This window comes from Corallococcus llansteffanensis (genome assembly GCF_003612055.1).
Classification (GTDB): Bacteria; Myxococcota; Myxococcia; order Myxococcales; family Myxococcaceae; genus Corallococcus; species Corallococcus llansteffanensis.
In genome coordinates, this window is sequence record NZ_RAWB01000220.1 from 1 (window position 1) to 15,085 (window position 15,085).

12 protein-coding genes are annotated in these 15,085 nt (G+C 70.0%); 7 read left to right on the top strand and 5 right to left on the bottom strand.

The window, feature by feature from the left end; translation table 11 throughout:
• Positions 1-396: 396 nt before the first annotated feature.
• From D7V93_RS20805 to D7V93_RS20815, 3 genes are all read left to right on the top strand, one after another.
• Complete coding sequence (locus tag D7V93_RS20805) at positions 397-2,004, top strand: SpoIID/LytB domain-containing protein (protein WP_372338330.1); 1,608 nt, start codon at positions 397-399, stop codon at positions 2,002-2,004.
• Positions 2,005-2,123: 119 nt separating this feature from the next.
• Positions 2,124-3,368, top strand: a complete 1,245-nt coding sequence (locus D7V93_RS20810) for an energy transducer TonB family protein (protein ID WP_120645079.1) — start codon at positions 2,124-2,126, stop codon at positions 3,366-3,368.
• A 77-nt stretch (positions 3,369-3,445) separates the two neighbouring features.
• Positions 3,446-4,351, top strand: coding sequence for a cation diffusion facilitator family transporter (locus tag D7V93_RS20815; RefSeq protein WP_120645080.1), 906 nt, complete (start codon positions 3,446-3,448; stop codon positions 4,349-4,351).
• Positions 4,352-4,435: 84 nt separating this feature from the next.
• On the opposite strand, the gene gcvP is transcribed toward D7V93_RS20815, so the two are convergent.
• The 3 genes from gcvP to gcvT form a co-directional block, all read right to left on the bottom strand.
• Positions 4,436-7,339, bottom strand: coding sequence for an aminomethyl-transferring glycine dehydrogenase (gcvP, locus tag D7V93_RS20820; RefSeq protein ID WP_120645081.1), 2,904 nt, complete (start codon positions 7,337-7,339; stop codon positions 4,436-4,438).
• 104 nt (positions 7,340-7,443) lie between these two features.
• Positions 7,444-7,827 carry a glycine cleavage system protein GcvH gene (gene gcvH, locus D7V93_RS20825; RefSeq protein WP_120645082.1) on the bottom strand — a complete coding sequence of 128 codons (384 nt, stop codon included), beginning with the start codon at positions 7,825-7,827 and terminating at the stop codon, positions 7,444-7,446.
• Positions 7,828-7,868: 41 nt separating this feature from the next.
• Positions 7,869-8,954, bottom strand: coding sequence for a glycine cleavage system aminomethyltransferase GcvT (gene gcvT / locus D7V93_RS20830; RefSeq protein WP_120645083.1), 1,086 nt, complete (start codon positions 8,952-8,954; stop codon positions 7,869-7,871).
• 97 nt (positions 8,955-9,051) lie between these two features.
• Between gcvT and metF the strand changes: the two genes are divergently transcribed.
• From metF to D7V93_RS20845, 3 genes are read left to right on the top strand one after another with little or no spacing between them, the layout of a single operon-like run.
• Positions 9,052-9,924, top strand: a complete 873-nt coding sequence (gene metF / locus D7V93_RS20835; RefSeq protein WP_120645084.1) for a methylenetetrahydrofolate reductase [NAD(P)H] — start codon at positions 9,052-9,054, stop codon at positions 9,922-9,924.
• On the top strand, positions 9,921-10,343 hold the full coding sequence (locus D7V93_RS20840) for a hypothetical protein (protein ID WP_120645085.1): 423 nt from the start codon (positions 9,921-9,923) through the stop codon (positions 10,341-10,343). The genes metF and D7V93_RS20840 overlap by 4 nt, the downstream gene beginning before the upstream one ends.
• Positions 10,340-11,395, top strand: a complete 1,056-nt coding sequence (locus tag D7V93_RS20845) for a homoserine dehydrogenase (protein ID WP_120645086.1) — start codon at positions 10,340-10,342, stop codon at positions 11,393-11,395. Before D7V93_RS20840 ends, D7V93_RS20845 begins: the two co-directional genes overlap by 4 nt.
• A gap of 10 nt (positions 11,396-11,405) precedes the next feature.
• Here D7V93_RS20845 and D7V93_RS20850 read toward each other — a convergent pair whose 3' ends face one another.
• The gene (locus D7V93_RS20850; RefSeq protein ID WP_120645087.1) at positions 11,406-12,341 is read right to left on the bottom strand and encodes an ADP-ribosylglycohydrolase family protein; all 936 of its coding nucleotides are present in this window, start codon (positions 12,339-12,341) and stop codon (positions 11,406-11,408) included.
• Between the two features lie 109 nt (positions 12,342-12,450).
• On the opposite strand from D7V93_RS20850, the gene D7V93_RS20855 reads away from it, so the two are divergent.
• Positions 12,451-13,926, top strand: a complete 1,476-nt coding sequence (locus tag D7V93_RS20855) for a S28 family serine protease (RefSeq protein ID WP_158623804.1) — start codon at positions 12,451-12,453, stop codon at positions 13,924-13,926.
• 77 nt (positions 13,927-14,003) lie between these two features.
• On the opposite strand, the gene folD is transcribed toward D7V93_RS20855, so the two are convergent.
• A complete protein-coding gene (folD, locus tag D7V93_RS20860) occupies positions 14,004-14,855 on the bottom strand; it encodes a bifunctional methylenetetrahydrofolate dehydrogenase/methenyltetrahydrofolate cyclohydrolase FolD (protein WP_120645089.1) in 852 nt (283 codons plus the stop codon).
• Positions 14,856-15,085: the final 230 nt, after the last annotated feature.

Below are 15,085 nucleotides of genomic sequence, written 5' to 3' on the forward strand. Positions count from 1 at the left end.
CCGCCACAAGCGCTCAGAGACAGGACCAGGGCACAGGCAGCCAGGGAGGTCACCAGGGTGTTTCGCTTCGTCAATCGGTTGCCTCCGTGAATTCGCATGAGCAGGGGCAACGCATGGCGTCGCCGGTTCTATTCACTGCCGGTCATCCCGTGAAGGACTCGCCGCAGTGGAAGGGAGGACCGTGACGCCTGACCGCGCGGCGGCTACGGTGCCGCCGCCGTGTCCAAAGCCGTCCTGCTCCTGACCGCCCTGCTGCTCGCCTCCTGTGCCACGTCGGCGCCCGCGCCTTCCCCTGCGCCCAGCACCCGAAGCCTGGGCGAGCCGGAGGTCACCGCGACCGCGCGGGACCTGGCATCTCCGAAGGTCCCCTCTCCGTCCGGGGCCTCCGACGCGGGCGTGGCGCTCGCCGCCGCGAGCGACCCGGTGGATCCGCTCACCTCGGGGCTGCCGGGGCCCCAGGACCTGAAGCGCCTGGACTTCCGCAACGGCGAGCCCCGCCTGCCCATCAAGCTCATGGAGGGGCGCGACGCGGTGACGTTCTCGCCGCGCGGTCGGATGCGGCTGCGCTTCGGGGGGCCGGGCGACAAGATGCTGGATGCGCCCGCGGGCTCACGCTGGACGGTGCGGGTGACGCAGGGCGAGCCCGCGCAGTGGAGCGCGCGGCTGCAGCTGGGGGAGTTCCGCTTCGCGGACAAGGCGGGGCTCGCGGAGGCGCAGGAGACGTGGCGCGCGCGGGGGCTCGCGGTGCGCACGCACACGCTGGGCTCCGTGTACGGCATCGCGGGGAAGGTCATCGACAACCGGCGCTACCTGCTCTTGGGCGACGAGGCCCTCACGCCCGCTGGCGCGGCGCAGAAGCAGGCGGAGCTGCTGCGCCAGTACGGCCTGCGCACCACCCTCTTCGAGGAGGTCCGCAAGCCGTCGAGCGCCATCCTCGAAGTGAGGGACGAGAACGACGCGGTGGTGGGGCTCGCGCAGGACCGGCTGGACGCGGAGACGCCGGATGGCAGCGGCTTCGACGTGCGGCAGGTGGAGTACGGCGTGGGCTACGACTTCCACGCCTTCGAGGACCGCAGCTTCCGGGGCGCACTCCAGTTCGCGGCGGACCGGAGCGGCAAGCTCGCGGTGGTGAACGTGGTGCCGCTGGAGGACCTGCTCAAGGGGCTGGTGCCATCCGAAATCTTCGCGCGCGCGCACCCGGAGGCGCTCAAGGCCCAGGCCGTCACCGCGCGGGGCGAGGTGCTGGCGAAGGTCGGCATCAAGCACCTGGCGGATCCGTACCTGCTGTGCTCGGAGCAGCACTGCGCGGTGTACCGGGGCCGCACCGGCGAGGCGGCCAGCACCACCGCCGCGGTGGAGGCCACCCGGGGCGAGGCCCTCTTCAGCAAGGACGGGCGACTGGTGGACTCCGTCTACAGCGCCGTGTGTGGCGGCCACACCGAGGACAACGACGTGGTGTGGGGCGGCCCGCCCGACCCCAGCCTGCGCGGCCGTCCCGACCTGCTGGAGGCCGCGCCGGACGTGCCCCGTCCGTCGTCGCTCAAGGCGTGGCTGGCCGCGCCGGACGTGCCCGCCGCGTGCCGGCTGTCCAGCTTCGCGCAGCCCACCAAGTTCCGGTGGGAGAAGCGCTTCACCCAGGCCCAGGTGGACGCGCTCACGGAGAAGCTGGGCGTGGGCTCCATCCAGGCCCTGAGCCTGTCCGAGCGCGGGGTGTCCGGGCGGGCCCGGCTGCTCTCCCTCTCCGGCGCGAAGGGCGCCACCCAGGTCCGGGGGGAGCTGAACATCCGCAGGCTCTTCGGGATGCTCAACAGCAGCATGGCCACCGTGGAAGCCGAGCGGGACGCCGAGGGCCGCCCCACCGGGTGGCTCTTCCGGGGCGGTGGCTGGGGCCACGGCGTAGGCATGTGTCAGACAGGCGCCATCGGCCGGGCGGAGGCCGGGCAGCGCTACCCGGAGATCCTCCGCTACTACTTCAACGGCGCGGAGGTCGCGCCCATCTACTGAACCGAAGAGGACACTTCGCGCGTATCCAATGCTGGCCACGCGAATCTCTTTCGATTTTCGAGTGTTACGGGCCGCACGTTCGGGACTGAAGAGGCGGTCCGGAGGTTTATCATCAGGCCGTGGCGAAGGGTTCCCCGACAGACTGGCGTCAGCGGCGCAAGGAGCGCGCATCCCTGCGCTACCTGCTGGCGCTCGTCCTGGCGCTCGTGGGGCACGTGGCCTTCGTGGGGCTGGTGCTCCTGCTGTCCTACGTGCAGATGAACCTGCCCGGGGGCGAGAAGCGCCCGGTGCCCCGCCCCACCTCCGTGGCCGTCCGGCCGCTCACGTCCGACCAGTGGGCGAAGAACCGGGGCCCCACGTCCGCGCAGACGAAGCCCCGCCCCACCGAGAAGCGCGAGACGAAGGAAGAGAAGAAGCCGGACGAGACGAAGAAGCCCGAGGGCCAGGTGGTGGACGTCGCCCCGGGCAATGATCAGGTGTCTCCGGACGCGAAGTACCTGGCCGAGAGCAACAACACGGTCCAGAAGGAGACTCGCGCGAAGGATCAAACGGCCTTCTACCGCAACGCCATGCCCCAGAAGACGGCGCCCCAGAAGCAGGAGGGCGCGCGGACGGAGCAGGTGCAGCCCCCGCGCGTGTCCGGCAACAACGGCCAGGGCGCGGATGACCGGCCCAAGGCGCAGGGCGGCCAGAAGCCCACCTTCGAGATGCCGGAGACGCGCCGCAAGCAGGAGATCGCCATGAAGACGGATCCGCGCGAGCGCGGCCCGGGCATGGCGGTGAAGAACCAGTCGGAGAGCGAAGCGACGGCCGGCAACGCGAAGCGCCTGCGCATCCAGCCCGGCGAGGGCGACGACAGCGAGCAGGAGGGCTCCACGGGCCGCACCGGTTCGCCGGGGCTCGCGACGCTGATGCCCTCGCAGGCGGCGATGGACCGGGTGGTGGGCGCGGCGCCCAACGACATGCTCCAGGACCAGGAGGAGGGCGACGGCACCTTCCTCAACACGCGCGAGTGGAAGTACGCGAGCTTCTTCAACCGCGTGAAGCAGAGCGTGGGCATGCACTGGAACCCCAACGAGCAGCTCCGGGTGCGCGACCCGACGGGGAACATCTACTCCGGGCGCGACCGGCAGACGCTGCTCACCATCACCCTGGACGAGCGCGGCGCGGTGAAGGACATCCAGGTGGAGAAGAGCAGCGGCCTGGACTTCCTGGACATGGAGGCCGTGTCCTCGTTCAAGCGCGCCCAGCCCTTCCCCAACCCGCCGTCCGGCCTGCTGGGCCAGGACGCGACGGTGCGCTTCCAGTTCGGCTTCTTCCTGGAGATGGGCGGCGGCCCCCGGATGCGCCTCTTCCGGCAGTAGCCGCACCGTCCGGCGCCGTGCATCCCGACCCAACGGATGCTCGCGGACGGGAGGCCGGGGCACTACCCTGCCCCGCCGTGGAAGCCACCTCGCCCATCGTCGACCGCAGCGCCGCGCTCCAGGAGCGCAACCGGAACGTCCGCTTCGTCCTCCTGGCCATCCTCGTGGCCAACTGGGTGGTGGCGGTCGCCAAGCTCGTCTTCGGCCTGCTCGCCCACTCCGCGTCGGTGACGGCGGACGGGTTGCACTCGTTCATCGACGGAGGCTCCAACGTGCTGGGGCTCGTGGCCATGGGCGTGGCGTCCCAGCCCGCGGACGCGGACCACCCCTACGGGCACGGCAAGTTCGAGGCGCTCGCGTCGCTGGGCATCGGCGCGATGATTGGCGTGGGCATGCTGGAGCTGGGGCGCATGGCGCTCGACTCGCTGGTGCACGACAAGCACCCGACGGTGACGGTGACGATGGCGGCGGTGATGGTCTTCACGCTCGTCATCAACCTGGTCGTCACGCGCGTGGAGCGGCACTACGGGGAGAAGTACAAGAGCGCGCTGCTGCTCGCGGACGCGAAGCACACGCTGTCGGACGTGTTCGTGAGCCTCGCGGTGCTGGTGTCGATTGGCCTCGTCGCGCTGGGCTTCCCCCGCGCGGACGGCCTCATCGCCCTGGGCGTCATGGTCTTCGTCGCGTGGGTGGCCTACGGCATCGTCCGGCAGGCGGTGGGCATCCTCTCCGACACGGCGCGGTTGGATCCGCTCCAGGTGTCCCAGCACACGCTGGCGGTGTCCGGCGTGCGCTCGTGCCGCGACGTGCGCAGCCGGGGCATGGAGGAGAGCGTCTACGTGGACCTGAAGATCGAGGTCGACCCGCAGCTCACCACCGCGCAGGCCCACGAGGTGGCGGACCAGGTGGAGGAGACGCTGCACGGCGCCTACCCGCAGGTGGTGGACGTGGTGGTGCACGTGGAGCCCTCGCGGCCTCGCTGAAGCGCCACGGGCGTCGAAAATACCAAGGGCCGCCTTCCCGTGCTGGGAAGACGGCCCCGGTGACTCCCGAAGGAGGTCCGCGCGCTACGCCACCTTCTGCGCGGGCGTCTCGTAGTCCTCAATCGGCGGGCACGAGCACACGAGCTTGCGGTCCCCGAGCACGTTGTTCAGGCGCCCCACGGACGGCCAGAACTTGTTGTCCCGCACCCACGCCGTGGGGAACACGGCCTGCTCGCGGGTGTAGGGGCGGTTCCACTCCGGCGCGGTGAGCGTGCGCGCGGTATGCGGCGCGTTCTTGAGGACGTTGTTGTCCTTGGGCGAGCGGCCCTCCTCCACGTCGCGGATCTCCTGGCGGATGGCGATCATCGCGTCGCAGAAGCGATCCAGCTCCGCCTTGGACTCGCTCTCCGTGGGTTCGATCATCAGCGTGCCCGCCACCGGGAACGACACGGTGGGCGCGTGGAAGCCGTAGTCCATGAGGCGCTTGGCCACGTCCTCCACCTCCACGCCCGCGGTCTTCTTGAGCGGGCGCAGGTCCAGGATGCACTCGTGGGCCACCCGGCCGCGCTTGCCCCGGTACAGCACCGGGTAGTGCGGCTGGAGGCGCTCGGCGATGTAGTTGGCGTTGAGGATGGCCAGCTTCGTGGCCTCCGTCAGCCCCTCGCCGCCCATCATCTGCACGTACATCCAGGAGATGAGCAGGATGCTGGCGCTGCCCCACGGCGCCGCGGAGATGGCGCCGATGGCCTCCGCTCCGCCCGTCGGGATGACCGGGTGTCCGGGCAGGAACTTCACCAGGTGGCTGGCCACGCAGATGGGGCCCATGCCCGGGCCGCCACCGCCGTGCGGGATGCAGAACGTCTTGTGCAGGTTGATGTGGCACACGTCCGCGCCGATGTGGCCCGGCGCGGTGAGCCCCACCTGCGCGTTGAGGTTGGCGCCGTCCATGTACACCTGGCCGCCGCGCTCGTGGATGATGGCGCAGATCTCCTTGATCTCCTCCTCGAACACGCCGTGCGTGGACGGGTAGGTCACCATCAGCGCCGCCAGCCGGTCCTTGTACTCGTCCGCGCGGACCGCGAGGTCCTTCAGGTCGATGTTGCCGTTCTCGTCGCACTTCGTGACGACGACCTGGTAGCCGGCCATCACCGCGGAGGCCGGGTTGGTGCCGTGCGCGGAGGACGGGATGAGGCACACGTCGCGGTGCCCCTGGCCCCGCGCCTGGTGGTAGGCGCGGATGACGAGCAGGCCCGCGTACTCACCCTGGCTGCCCGCGTTGGGCTGGAGCGAGCACCCGGCGAAGCCCGTCACCTGCGACAGCGCGTGCTCCAGCTGCTCGAAGATGACCTTGTAGCCGGCCGCCTGCGAGGTGGGCGCGAACGGGTGCAGCTTGCTGAACTGCGGCCACGTCACCGGGATCATCTCCGCGGTGGCGTTGAGCTTCATGGTGCAGCTGCCCAGCGGAATCATGGAGTGCGTGAGCGACAGGTCCTTCGCCTCCAGCCGCCGCACGTACCGCAGCATCTCCGTCTCGGAGTGGTAGCGGTTGAAGACCGGGTGCGTGAGGTACGTGCTCGAGCGACGGACCTCCTTCGCCAGCGGGCTCTCCAGGTCGGCGCCGAGCTCCTCCAGCACCACCGGCCCGGCGGCCTTGTTCGCGCCCTGCACGAAGGCCGCGAGGATGTCCTCCACGTCCTTGGCGCGCGTCGTCTCATCGAGCGCGAGCCCCAGCGTCTTGTCGTCGATGCGGCGGAAGTTCATCTTCGCGCCCTCGGCGGCGGCCAGCACGCCGCGCACCTGCGCCGTGGTCAGCTCCACGCGCAGCGTGTCGAAGAACTGGTCGTGGCGCGGCTTGAACCCGAGCTTCGCGAGGCCCCGGGAGAGCAGCACCGTGAGCCCGTGCACGCGCTCCGCGATGGCCTTGAGGCCGTCCGGCCCGTGGTAGACGGCGTACATGCCGGCCATCACGGCCAGCAGCACCTGCGCGGTGCAGATGTTGCTCGTCGCCTTCTCGCGGCGGATGTGCTGCTCGCGCGTCTGGAGCGCCATGCGCAGCGCGGGACGGCCCTGCGCGTCCTCGGACACGCCGATGAGGCGGCCCGGCATCACGCGGGTGTAGGCGTTCTTCGTGGCGAAGAAGGCGGCGTGCGGGCCGCCGTAGCCCAGCGGCACGCCGAAGCGCTGCGCGGTGCCCACCGCCACGTCCGCGCCGAACTCGCCGGGCGGCGTGAGCAGCGTGAGGCTCAGCAGGTCCGCCGCGACGACGAACAGGCCGCCCGCCGCGTGCACCTTCTCACCGAAGGCGCGGTAGTCGTGCACCACGCCGTCGGTGGCCGGGTACTGCACCAGCGCGCCGAAGAACTTCTTCGCGGACAGGTCCACCGTGCGGTGGTCGCCCACGACGACCTCCACGCCCAGCGGCAGCGCGCGCGTGCGCACCACGTCCACGGTCTGCGGGTGGCAGGCCTCGGACACGAAGAACGCGCCGCCCGTGCTGTCGCCCTTCGCGTGCAGCGCGAGGCCCATGGCCTCCGCCGCGGCGGTGCCCTCATCCAGCAAGGAGGCGTTCGCCACCTCCATGCCCGTGAGGTCCGTCACCATCGTCTGGAAGTTGAGCAGCGCCTCCAGCCGGCCCTGGGCGATCTCCGCCTGGTAGGGCGTGTACTGGGTGTACCAGCCCGGGTTCTGGAAGATGTTGCGCAGGATGACGTTGGGGACGTGGGTGTCGTGGTAGCCCATGCCGATGAAGGACCGGAACACCTGGTTCTTCGCCGCGATGGCCTCCAGCTGCGCCAGCACCTCGTTCTCGCCCCGGCCGGGCGGCAGGCGCAGCGGCTCCTGGGAGCGGATGGCGGGCGGCACGGTGCGCTCGATGAACGCATCGAGCGAGTCCACACCCAGCGTGGACAGCATCTGCTTCACTTCGGGGGCCTCCGGGCCGATGTGACGGCCGGCGAAGGACTCCTGGTACTTCCAGTTCAAGGACATGTCGGGAGGGCTCGCGTGAGGTGCGGAAGGAGTCGGCGCCCGAGGGGGTCGGGGCCTCGTGGAGCGTCACTAACAGCCAGGACGCGCCACTTCTTGCGCGTGGATTACTTCAGGAGCTCGCCATAGGCGGCGGCGTCCAGGAGCTTGCCCAGCTGTTCGGTGTCCGAGGGCTCGACCTCCACGATCCACCCCGCCCCGTACGGGTCGGTGTTGATGATGGACGGGTTGCCGGTGAGCGCGTCGTTCACCTTGACCACCTTGCCGCTCAGGGGCGCGTACAGGTCCGACACGGCCTTGGTGGACTCGATGACGCCGAACTGCTTGCCCTCCGTGATGGTGGCGCCCAGCTTCGGCAGCTCCACGTACACGACGTCGCCCAGCGACTCCTGGGCGTGGTGGGTGACGCCCACGGTCACCGTCTTGCCCTCGACGCGGGCCCACTCGTGTTCCTTCGTGTACTTCAGGTTCTGCGGAATCGAATCGGACATGGAGGCTGCTCCTCGCAAGGGTGCGGAGGGATGGAAGGAAATCAGGACTTCTTGAGGAAGGGGGTCTTCACGACGACGGCGGGGACGGCCCGGCCGCGGATCTCCACGTCGAAGGTGGAGCCCTCGGTGGCCAGCCCAGCGGGCACGTAGCCCATGCCGATGGGCTTCTTCACCGACGGGCCCTGCGTGCCGCTCGTCACCTCACCCACACGGGCGCCGTCCTTGAGGATGGGGTAGCCGTGGCGGGGGATGCCGGCGCCCGTCAGCTCGAAGCCCACGAGCTTGCGCTGCACACCCGCGGCCTTCTGCGCGACGAGCGCGTCCTTGCCGATGAAGCCGCCCGCCTTGTCCAGCTTGACGATCCAGCCCAGGCCCGCCTCCAGGGCGGTGTGCGCGTCGTCGATGTCGTTGCCGTACAGCGCGTACTTCATCTCCGTGCGCAGCGAGTCGCGCGCGCCCAGGCCGCAGGGCTTCACGCCGTCCGGCTGCCCGGCCTCCAGGAGCGCGTCCCAGAGCTTCACCGCGTCGTCGGTGGCGCAGTACAGCTCGAAGCCGTCCTCGCCGGTGTAGCCCGTGCGGGAGATGATGGACTTCACGCCCGCGACCTCCCCTTCGGTGAAGCGGTAGGTGCCCACCTTGGACAGGTCCGCCTTCGTCAGCCGCTGCACCAGCGCCACGGCCTTCGGGCCCTGGACGGCGATCTGCGCGAACTCGTCCCCCCGGTCCACCGGCGTCACGCCCTCCGCCCGCGCCTTCATCCAGGCGAAGTCCTTCTCGCGGTTGCTGGAGTTGACGCAGATGAGGATGCGCTCCGGGCTGAAGCGGTAGGCGACGACGTCGTCCACGAAACCGCCCAGGTCGTTGAGCAGGCCCGCATAGACGGCCTGCCCGTCCTGGCAGCGCGCGAGGTCGTTGGAGATGAGCCGGTTCACGGTCTCCAGCGCGCCGGGGCCGGCGAATTCGATCTCGCCCATGTGCGAGACGTCGAAGAGGCCGACAGCGGTGCGCACGGCCTCATGCTCGGCGATGACGGAGGTGTACTGGACCGGCATGTCCCAACCGACGAAGTCGACCATCCGGGCCCCCAGCTTGCGGTGGGCCTCGTTGAGGGGCGTACGCCGGGTCATTGACTTCTCCTGGAAGGGGGGTGGTGAGACGGCGCGGACTATAGCGATGCACCTTCTCCGATCAAGGCCGACGCGGAAGGTCTAAACTGCTTGGGACATGAAGATCCGCAACTGCCTCAATCCCTCCCAGCCGTGCTTCTCCTTCGAGTTTTTTCCTCCCAAGACGGACGCGGGCGTGGCCTCGCTCCTGCGGACGGTGGAGGAGCTGGCGCCGCTGAATCCGGGCTTCGTGTCGGTGACGTACGGGGCGGGCGGGAGCACGCGGGATCGCACGGTGGAGCTGGTGACCCACATCAAGCAGCACACCGGCATCGAGGCGATGGCGCACCTGACGTGCGTGGGCCACACCCGGGACGAGCTGCGTGACGTGCTGCGCCGGCTCGCCGCGGCACGCATCGAGAACGTGCTCGTCCTGCGCGGGGACCCGCCGCAGGGGCAGCAGACCTTCGAGCCGGTTCCAGGCGGGTTCCGCTACGCCGAGGAGCTGGTGCGATTCGTCCGAGAAGAGGATTTCAACTTCTGCCTGGGGGGTGCGTGCTATCCGGAGGGGCACGTGGAGACGGCGTCGCGCGAGGACGACCTCAAACACCTGAAGGCGAAGGTGGATGCGGGGATGGACTTCGTGGTGACGCAGCTCTTCTTCGACAACGCCTTCTACTTCGACTTCGTGGAGCGGGCGCGACGCGCGGGCATCAACGTCCCCATCGTCCCCGGCATCATGCCCATCACCAACTACGAGCAGGTCCAGCGCTTCACGCGCATGTGCGGCGCCACGGTGCCCATGCGACTGGCGCTGCAGATGGAGCGCGTGAAGGACCAGCCGGACGCGGTGGTACAGCTGGGCGTCGCGCACGCCACGGTGCAGTGTATGGAGCTGCTGGCGCGCGGCGTGCCGGGCATCCACTTCTACACGCTGAACAAGTCGCCCGCGACGCGGATGATCGTGAGCGCGCTGAGGGCCCGCTCGTGAGCGGCCCCGGACCCCAGCTGGCACCGGGGGACCCTCGCCAGCGGGTGTTCCTGATGGTGCGCTTCCCGGCGTTCTTCCAGCTCATCGTGGGCGTGCTGCACGTCGTCTTCAGCCTGCTGGCGACGGTGCTCGCGGCGCTCAAGGTGGCGTCCCCCTTCTCCGCCCCGGGCCAGACGCCCGCGGTGCTGGAGTTCACGCTGGGCTTCACGCTGGCCATCGTGGTCGGCGTGCTCTGTGGGGTGCTGGCCATCTGGGGCGCCTGGAACGCGATGAACCTCAAGGGGTACGGGCTGGCCATCGTGGGCGCCATCTGCGCCATGTACACGCTGACGCCCGGCTGCTTCGTGGGGGTGCCGGTGGCGGCGTGGATGCTCTTCACGCTGCGCCGGGACGGGGTGCGCGAGGCCTTCGCTCCATGAGCGTTCGCGCCGTGCGCATCGTGCGCTTCCTGCTGACGGGCCTGGGGAACGTGGGCGTGCCGCTGCTGGAGATCCTCCAGTCGCGCGCGTCGCTCCTGATGGAGCGCTACCGGCTGGAGCTGTTGCCGGTGGGGATGGCGGACTCGGGCGGGGCGGCGGTGTCGCCGAACGGGTTGGATCTCGCGGCGGTGCTGGCGGTGAAGCGCGCGAAGGGCTCCGTGGCGTCGCTGCCCGTGGTGGGCCGGCCGGGGATGAGCGGCCGGGCGCTGGTGCGCGACGTGAAGGCGGACCTGCTGCTGGAGGCCACGCCCACGAGCCTGAAGGACGGGCAGCCCGGGCTGGACATCACGCGGGACGCGCTGATGCGGGGCATGCCGGCGGTGCTCGCGAGCAAGGGCCCGCTGGTGCTGGGGTACGCGGAGCTGGCGGCGATGAGCGACCTGGAGTCCCCGGGCCGGCCGCCGCTGCGCTTCAGCGGCGCGGCGGGCGCCGCGATGCCGCTGGTGTCGCTGGGACGCGGGGACCTGGCCCTGGGGAAGCTGGGCCGGTTCGAGGGCGTGCTCAACAACACCAGCCACCTGCTGCTGTGCCGCATGGCGGAGGGCAGGACGTACGAAGCGGCGCTGGCGGAGGCACAGGCGCTGGGCATCGCGGAGACGGATCCCTCGCTGGACGTGGACGGCTGGGACACGGCGAGCAAGCTGGTCATCCTGGCCAACGCGGTGATGCGCGTGCCCACGACGCTGAAGGACGTGTCGGTGACGGGCATCCGCGGCGTGACGCGCGCGGAGCTGGACGCGGCGCGGGCGAAGGGCGGCCAGGTGCTGCTGCTGGCGCAGGGGGAGCCGCTCGGGGGCGGAAGGTGGGAGTGGAGCGTGCGGCCCACGGGCGTGGACGCGGCCCATCCCCTCGCCCGGCTGGGCGCGATGGAGATGGGCGCGGTGTTCCGCAGCGACCTGCACGGCGTGAACACGATCATCAACGCCGAGCAGGGCGCGCGCGGTACTGGCGCCGCGATGCTGAAGGACGTGCTGGAGATCTTCCCGGACTGAAGGGGCCGCGTCAGCCCGTGGCCTTCAGCAGGCGCTGAAGCAGCGGCGCCACCAGTTCCTCGCCTCGCAGCATGGACCGCCAGCGGTGCGGGATGCCTTGGAGGCCGTAGACCAGGCCCGCGATGCCGCCCGCCACCGCCGCCGTGGTGTCCGTGTCCCGGCCCAGCCGGATGGCCGCCTTGACGACCTCCTCGTAGGTGCGGCCCTGCTCCACGCAGTCGCGCGCGGAGCGCAGGCAGTCCACGACGTAGCCGCTCCCCTGCCCCGGCGTCAGGTCCTCCGGTCGGAGGTGCAGGTCCAGCTCCGTGCGCGCGGGGAACGCCTCCGGATACAGGTCGCGGAAGGTGGCCACGGCCTCGTTCCACGGTGACTCCGCGCCCTGCAGGATGCGCCGGGCCCAGAGGCAATACACCGCGCAGCAGACCTGGGAGCGCAGGTGCCCGTGCGTCACGCGCGACTGCGCCATCGCATCCGAAACGAGGGCCGCGTCCTTGCCCTGGTGCCACAGCGCCAACGGCAATACACGCATCAGGGAGCCGTTGCCGTTGTCCTTCTCTCCCGCCGGCCCCGCGAGGAGCGCGGGTGAACCGCCCCGCAGTCGTCCCAGCGCGGTACGGGTCTGGATGCCAATGTCGAACACCCGACCGTCCACGGCGAGGTAGCCCTTGTCGAACCACGCCACCAGTCGCCGGCCCAGGTCCTCGCAATCGAGCCGCTTCTGGTGCGTCAGGGAGTCCAGCAGACACAGCGCATGGGCGCCGTCATCCGACCAGGTGCCGGGCGGGACGCCGTCGTGCGCGCGATCGAAGCCAGGCGGGGGCGTGTAGTCGATGGCCTCCGGCGCCGGGATGTCTTCAGGAGGATGAAACTCATAGGGAACGCCCAGGGCATCGCCAATGAGCAACCCATACAGACCTCCCGCCACACGTTCTTCGCGCCCCACCATCCTCAGACATCCTTTCGTCGCACGTCTTGCGCTGTTGTAGTCCAACCGCTGTCTGTCGCAAACCGGCCTGGAATTCCTCCGGACCGGACACCCGAGGGGGATGCAACACATGTTGAAGTCCATCCGACGACCCGCCTTGCTGCTCAGCGCGCTGGCACTGGCGCTCCAGGCCTGTGGTGAGGGCCTGCCGCCTTCCGAGGAGACGGCAGCGGCCACGGACGCCCCGGCGCGTGCCCAATCCCTGGCATTGGAAGCCGAGGCCCCGGACACCGTCGTCGCCGCGCTCCAGGCGATTCCCGGCCTCACCGTGGTGAGCGAGGTGCCCGTGCCGGTCGCGGGCGTGCGCTTCTTCTTCCTCACCTACGAGCAGCCCGTTGACCACTTGAAGCCCCAGGGCCGCAAGTTCCAGCAGCGCCTGTCGCTGCTGCACCGCTCCGCGCAGGCGCCCTTCGTCCTGGCCACCACGGGCTACAACCTGCTGGAGTTCCCGTTCCAGGACGAGGTGACCGCCGTGGTCCAGGGCAACCAACTGCTCGTGGAGCAGCGCTTCTTCGGGCCGTCCACGCCGCAGCCCGCGACGTGGCAGCACCTCACGCTGGAGCAGGCCGCGGCGGACCACCACCGGCTGGTGAAGGCGCTGAAGCCGCTCTACACCGGCAAGTGGATCAGCACCGGCGGCAGCAAGGGCGGCATGGCGTCCGTCTACCACCGCGTCCTCTACCCGAACGACGTCAACGGCACCGTGGCCTACGTCGCGCCCAACAGCCATGGGCCCCAGGACCCGCGCTACATCGAGTTCCTCAGCAAGGTCGGTGACGCGGACTGCCGCGCTCGCATCAAGGCCTTCCAGCGCGAGGTGCTGACCCGCCGTGAGGAGTTGCTCCCGCTCGTCGCCGAAGGCGCCTGGGCCCGGGGCCTGACGTTCGACTTCCTCGGCGTGGACAAGGCGCTGGAGTTCGCCACGCTCGAGTTCCCCTTCGCGTTCTGGCAGTACGGGAACGCGTCCTATTGCCCCCTCGTCCCTCTGCCCGGCGCACCCGCGGAGGCCCTCGTGGAGGTGCTGGACGGCGCCGCGGGCCTGTACGCGCTGACCGACAGCGACATCGACTTCTTCGCGCCCTACTACTTCCAGGCCGGCACGCAGCTGGGCAGCTACGCCTCCGACGAGCGTCACCTCCAGGGACTGGTGCACTACCCCCGCCAGTACGCGCCCGCCTCGCTGGTGCCCTTCTCGATCAAGCCCTACCCGTTCAATCCCTTCGCCATTCCGCTCATCGAGACGTGGGTGAAGGCCTTCGGCCAGCGCATGCTCTTCATCTACGGAGAGAACGACCCCTGGTCCACGAACGCGTTCGAGGTGAGCCGGCGCAATGACTCGTACCGGTTCTTCGCGCCCAACGGAAACCACGGCTCGTCCATCTTCGACCTGCCGGAAGCGGAGCAGACGCTCGCCCTGGAGCGGCTGTCCACCTGGGCCGGGGTGCCCGTGAATGCCATTGCGCCGAAGGCCAGCGCACGCACGGCCGGCGAGCTCCCGGTGCTGACGCTCGCCCGTGAGCGCCCGGGTCAGGGGCCTCGCAACTGATTGCATCGCGAAGGATGCGATAACGTCTAGCATTCCCGCCTCCCTGCCATCATGGGCAGGGAGGCATTGGAAGCCGGCTACTTCACACCGCGCTGCGCGGCCTCCAGCGTGTTCTTCATCAGCATGGCGATGGTCATGGGACCTACGCCGCCGGGCACCGGGGTGATGAAGGAGGCGCGCTCGGAGGCCGCGGCGAACTCCACGTCGCCCACGAGCTTGCCGTCCGCCTTGCGGTTCATGCCCACGTCGATGACGACCGCGCCGGGCTTGATCCACGCGCCCTTCACCAGCTCCGGCACGCCCACCGCGACCACCAGGATGTCCGCCTGCGCCACCTCCGCCGGCAGGTCGCTCTTGCGGTGGCACACCGTCACCGTCGCGTCCTTCTGCAGCAGCATCAGCGCCTGGGGCTTGCCCACGATGTTGCTGCGCCCCACCACCACCGCGCGCTTGCCGGCCGGGTTGCAGCCCACCTCTTCCAAGAGCCGCATCACGCCGTAGGGCGTGCACGCCCGCGTCGCCGGCCGGCCCAGGAGCAGGTTTCCCGCGTTCATCGGGTGGAAGCCGTCCGCGTCCTTCTCCGGCTTCACCGCGGAGATGATGGCATCCGCATCGATGTGCTTGGGCAGCGGGAGCTGCACGAGGATGCCGTGCACGGCCGGGTCCTCGTTCAGCTTGTGCACCAGCGCCAGGAGCTCCTCCTGGGTGATGGTCTCGTCCGGGTGGTGCTCCCAGGAGTTGAAGCCCACCTCCTCGGCGGCCTTCTTCTTCCCCGTCACGTAGATTTTCGAGGCGGGATCCTCCCCCACGCGCACCACCGCGAGCCCGGGGGTGATGCCGCGCTCCGCCTTCAGGCGCGTCACCTCCTCCTTGATTTCCGCCCGCACGCGCGCCGCCACTGCCTTGCCGTCGATCAACTGGGCCGTCATGCGCCGCACCTTATGCAAAACTGGCGGGAGGCAAGGGAGCGAAGCGAAGCCATGGGTGCGGGAAAAGTTCTCGGGGCGATGTTGGGACTCATGCTCGGCCTCCTCATCGGCGGGCCCTGGGCCATCGTGCTCGCCCTCATCGCGGGCTTTGCCGCCGGCCACTACTTCGACGAACAGCACGCCGCGCCCCAGGACTTCCCCGAGCTGTTCACCGACTTCCCCGCCACCTT

Bases quoted from the DNA above. Each gene is read 5' to 3' on its own strand.
- gcvT (WP_120645083.1), bottom strand. From the start codon at position 8,954: ATGACCCGGCGTACGCCCCTCAACGAGGCCCACCGCAAGCTGGGGGCC.
- D7V93_RS20845 (WP_120645086.1), top strand. From the start codon at position 10,340: ATGAGCGTTCGCGCCGTGCGCATCGTGCGCTTCCTGCTGACGGGCCTG.
- D7V93_RS20850 (WP_120645087.1), bottom strand. From the start codon at position 12,341: ATGGTGGGGCGCGAAGAACGTGTGGCGGGAGGTCTGTATGGGTTGCTC.
- D7V93_RS20855 (WP_158623804.1), top strand. From the start codon at position 12,451: ATGTTGAAGTCCATCCGACGACCCGCCTTGCTGCTCAGCGCGCTGGCA.
- gcvP (WP_120645081.1), bottom strand. From the start codon at position 7,339: ATGTCCTTGAACTGGAAGTACCAGGAGTCCTTCGCCGGCCGTCACATC.
- folD (WP_120645089.1), bottom strand. From the start codon at position 14,855: ATGACGGCCCAGTTGATCGACGGCAAGGCAGTGGCGGCGCGCGTGCGG.
- metF (WP_120645084.1), top strand. From the start codon at position 9,052: ATGAAGATCCGCAACTGCCTCAATCCCTCCCAGCCGTGCTTCTCCTTC.
- gcvH (WP_120645082.1), bottom strand. From the start codon at position 7,827: ATGTCCGATTCGATTCCGCAGAACCTGAAGTACACGAAGGAACACGAG.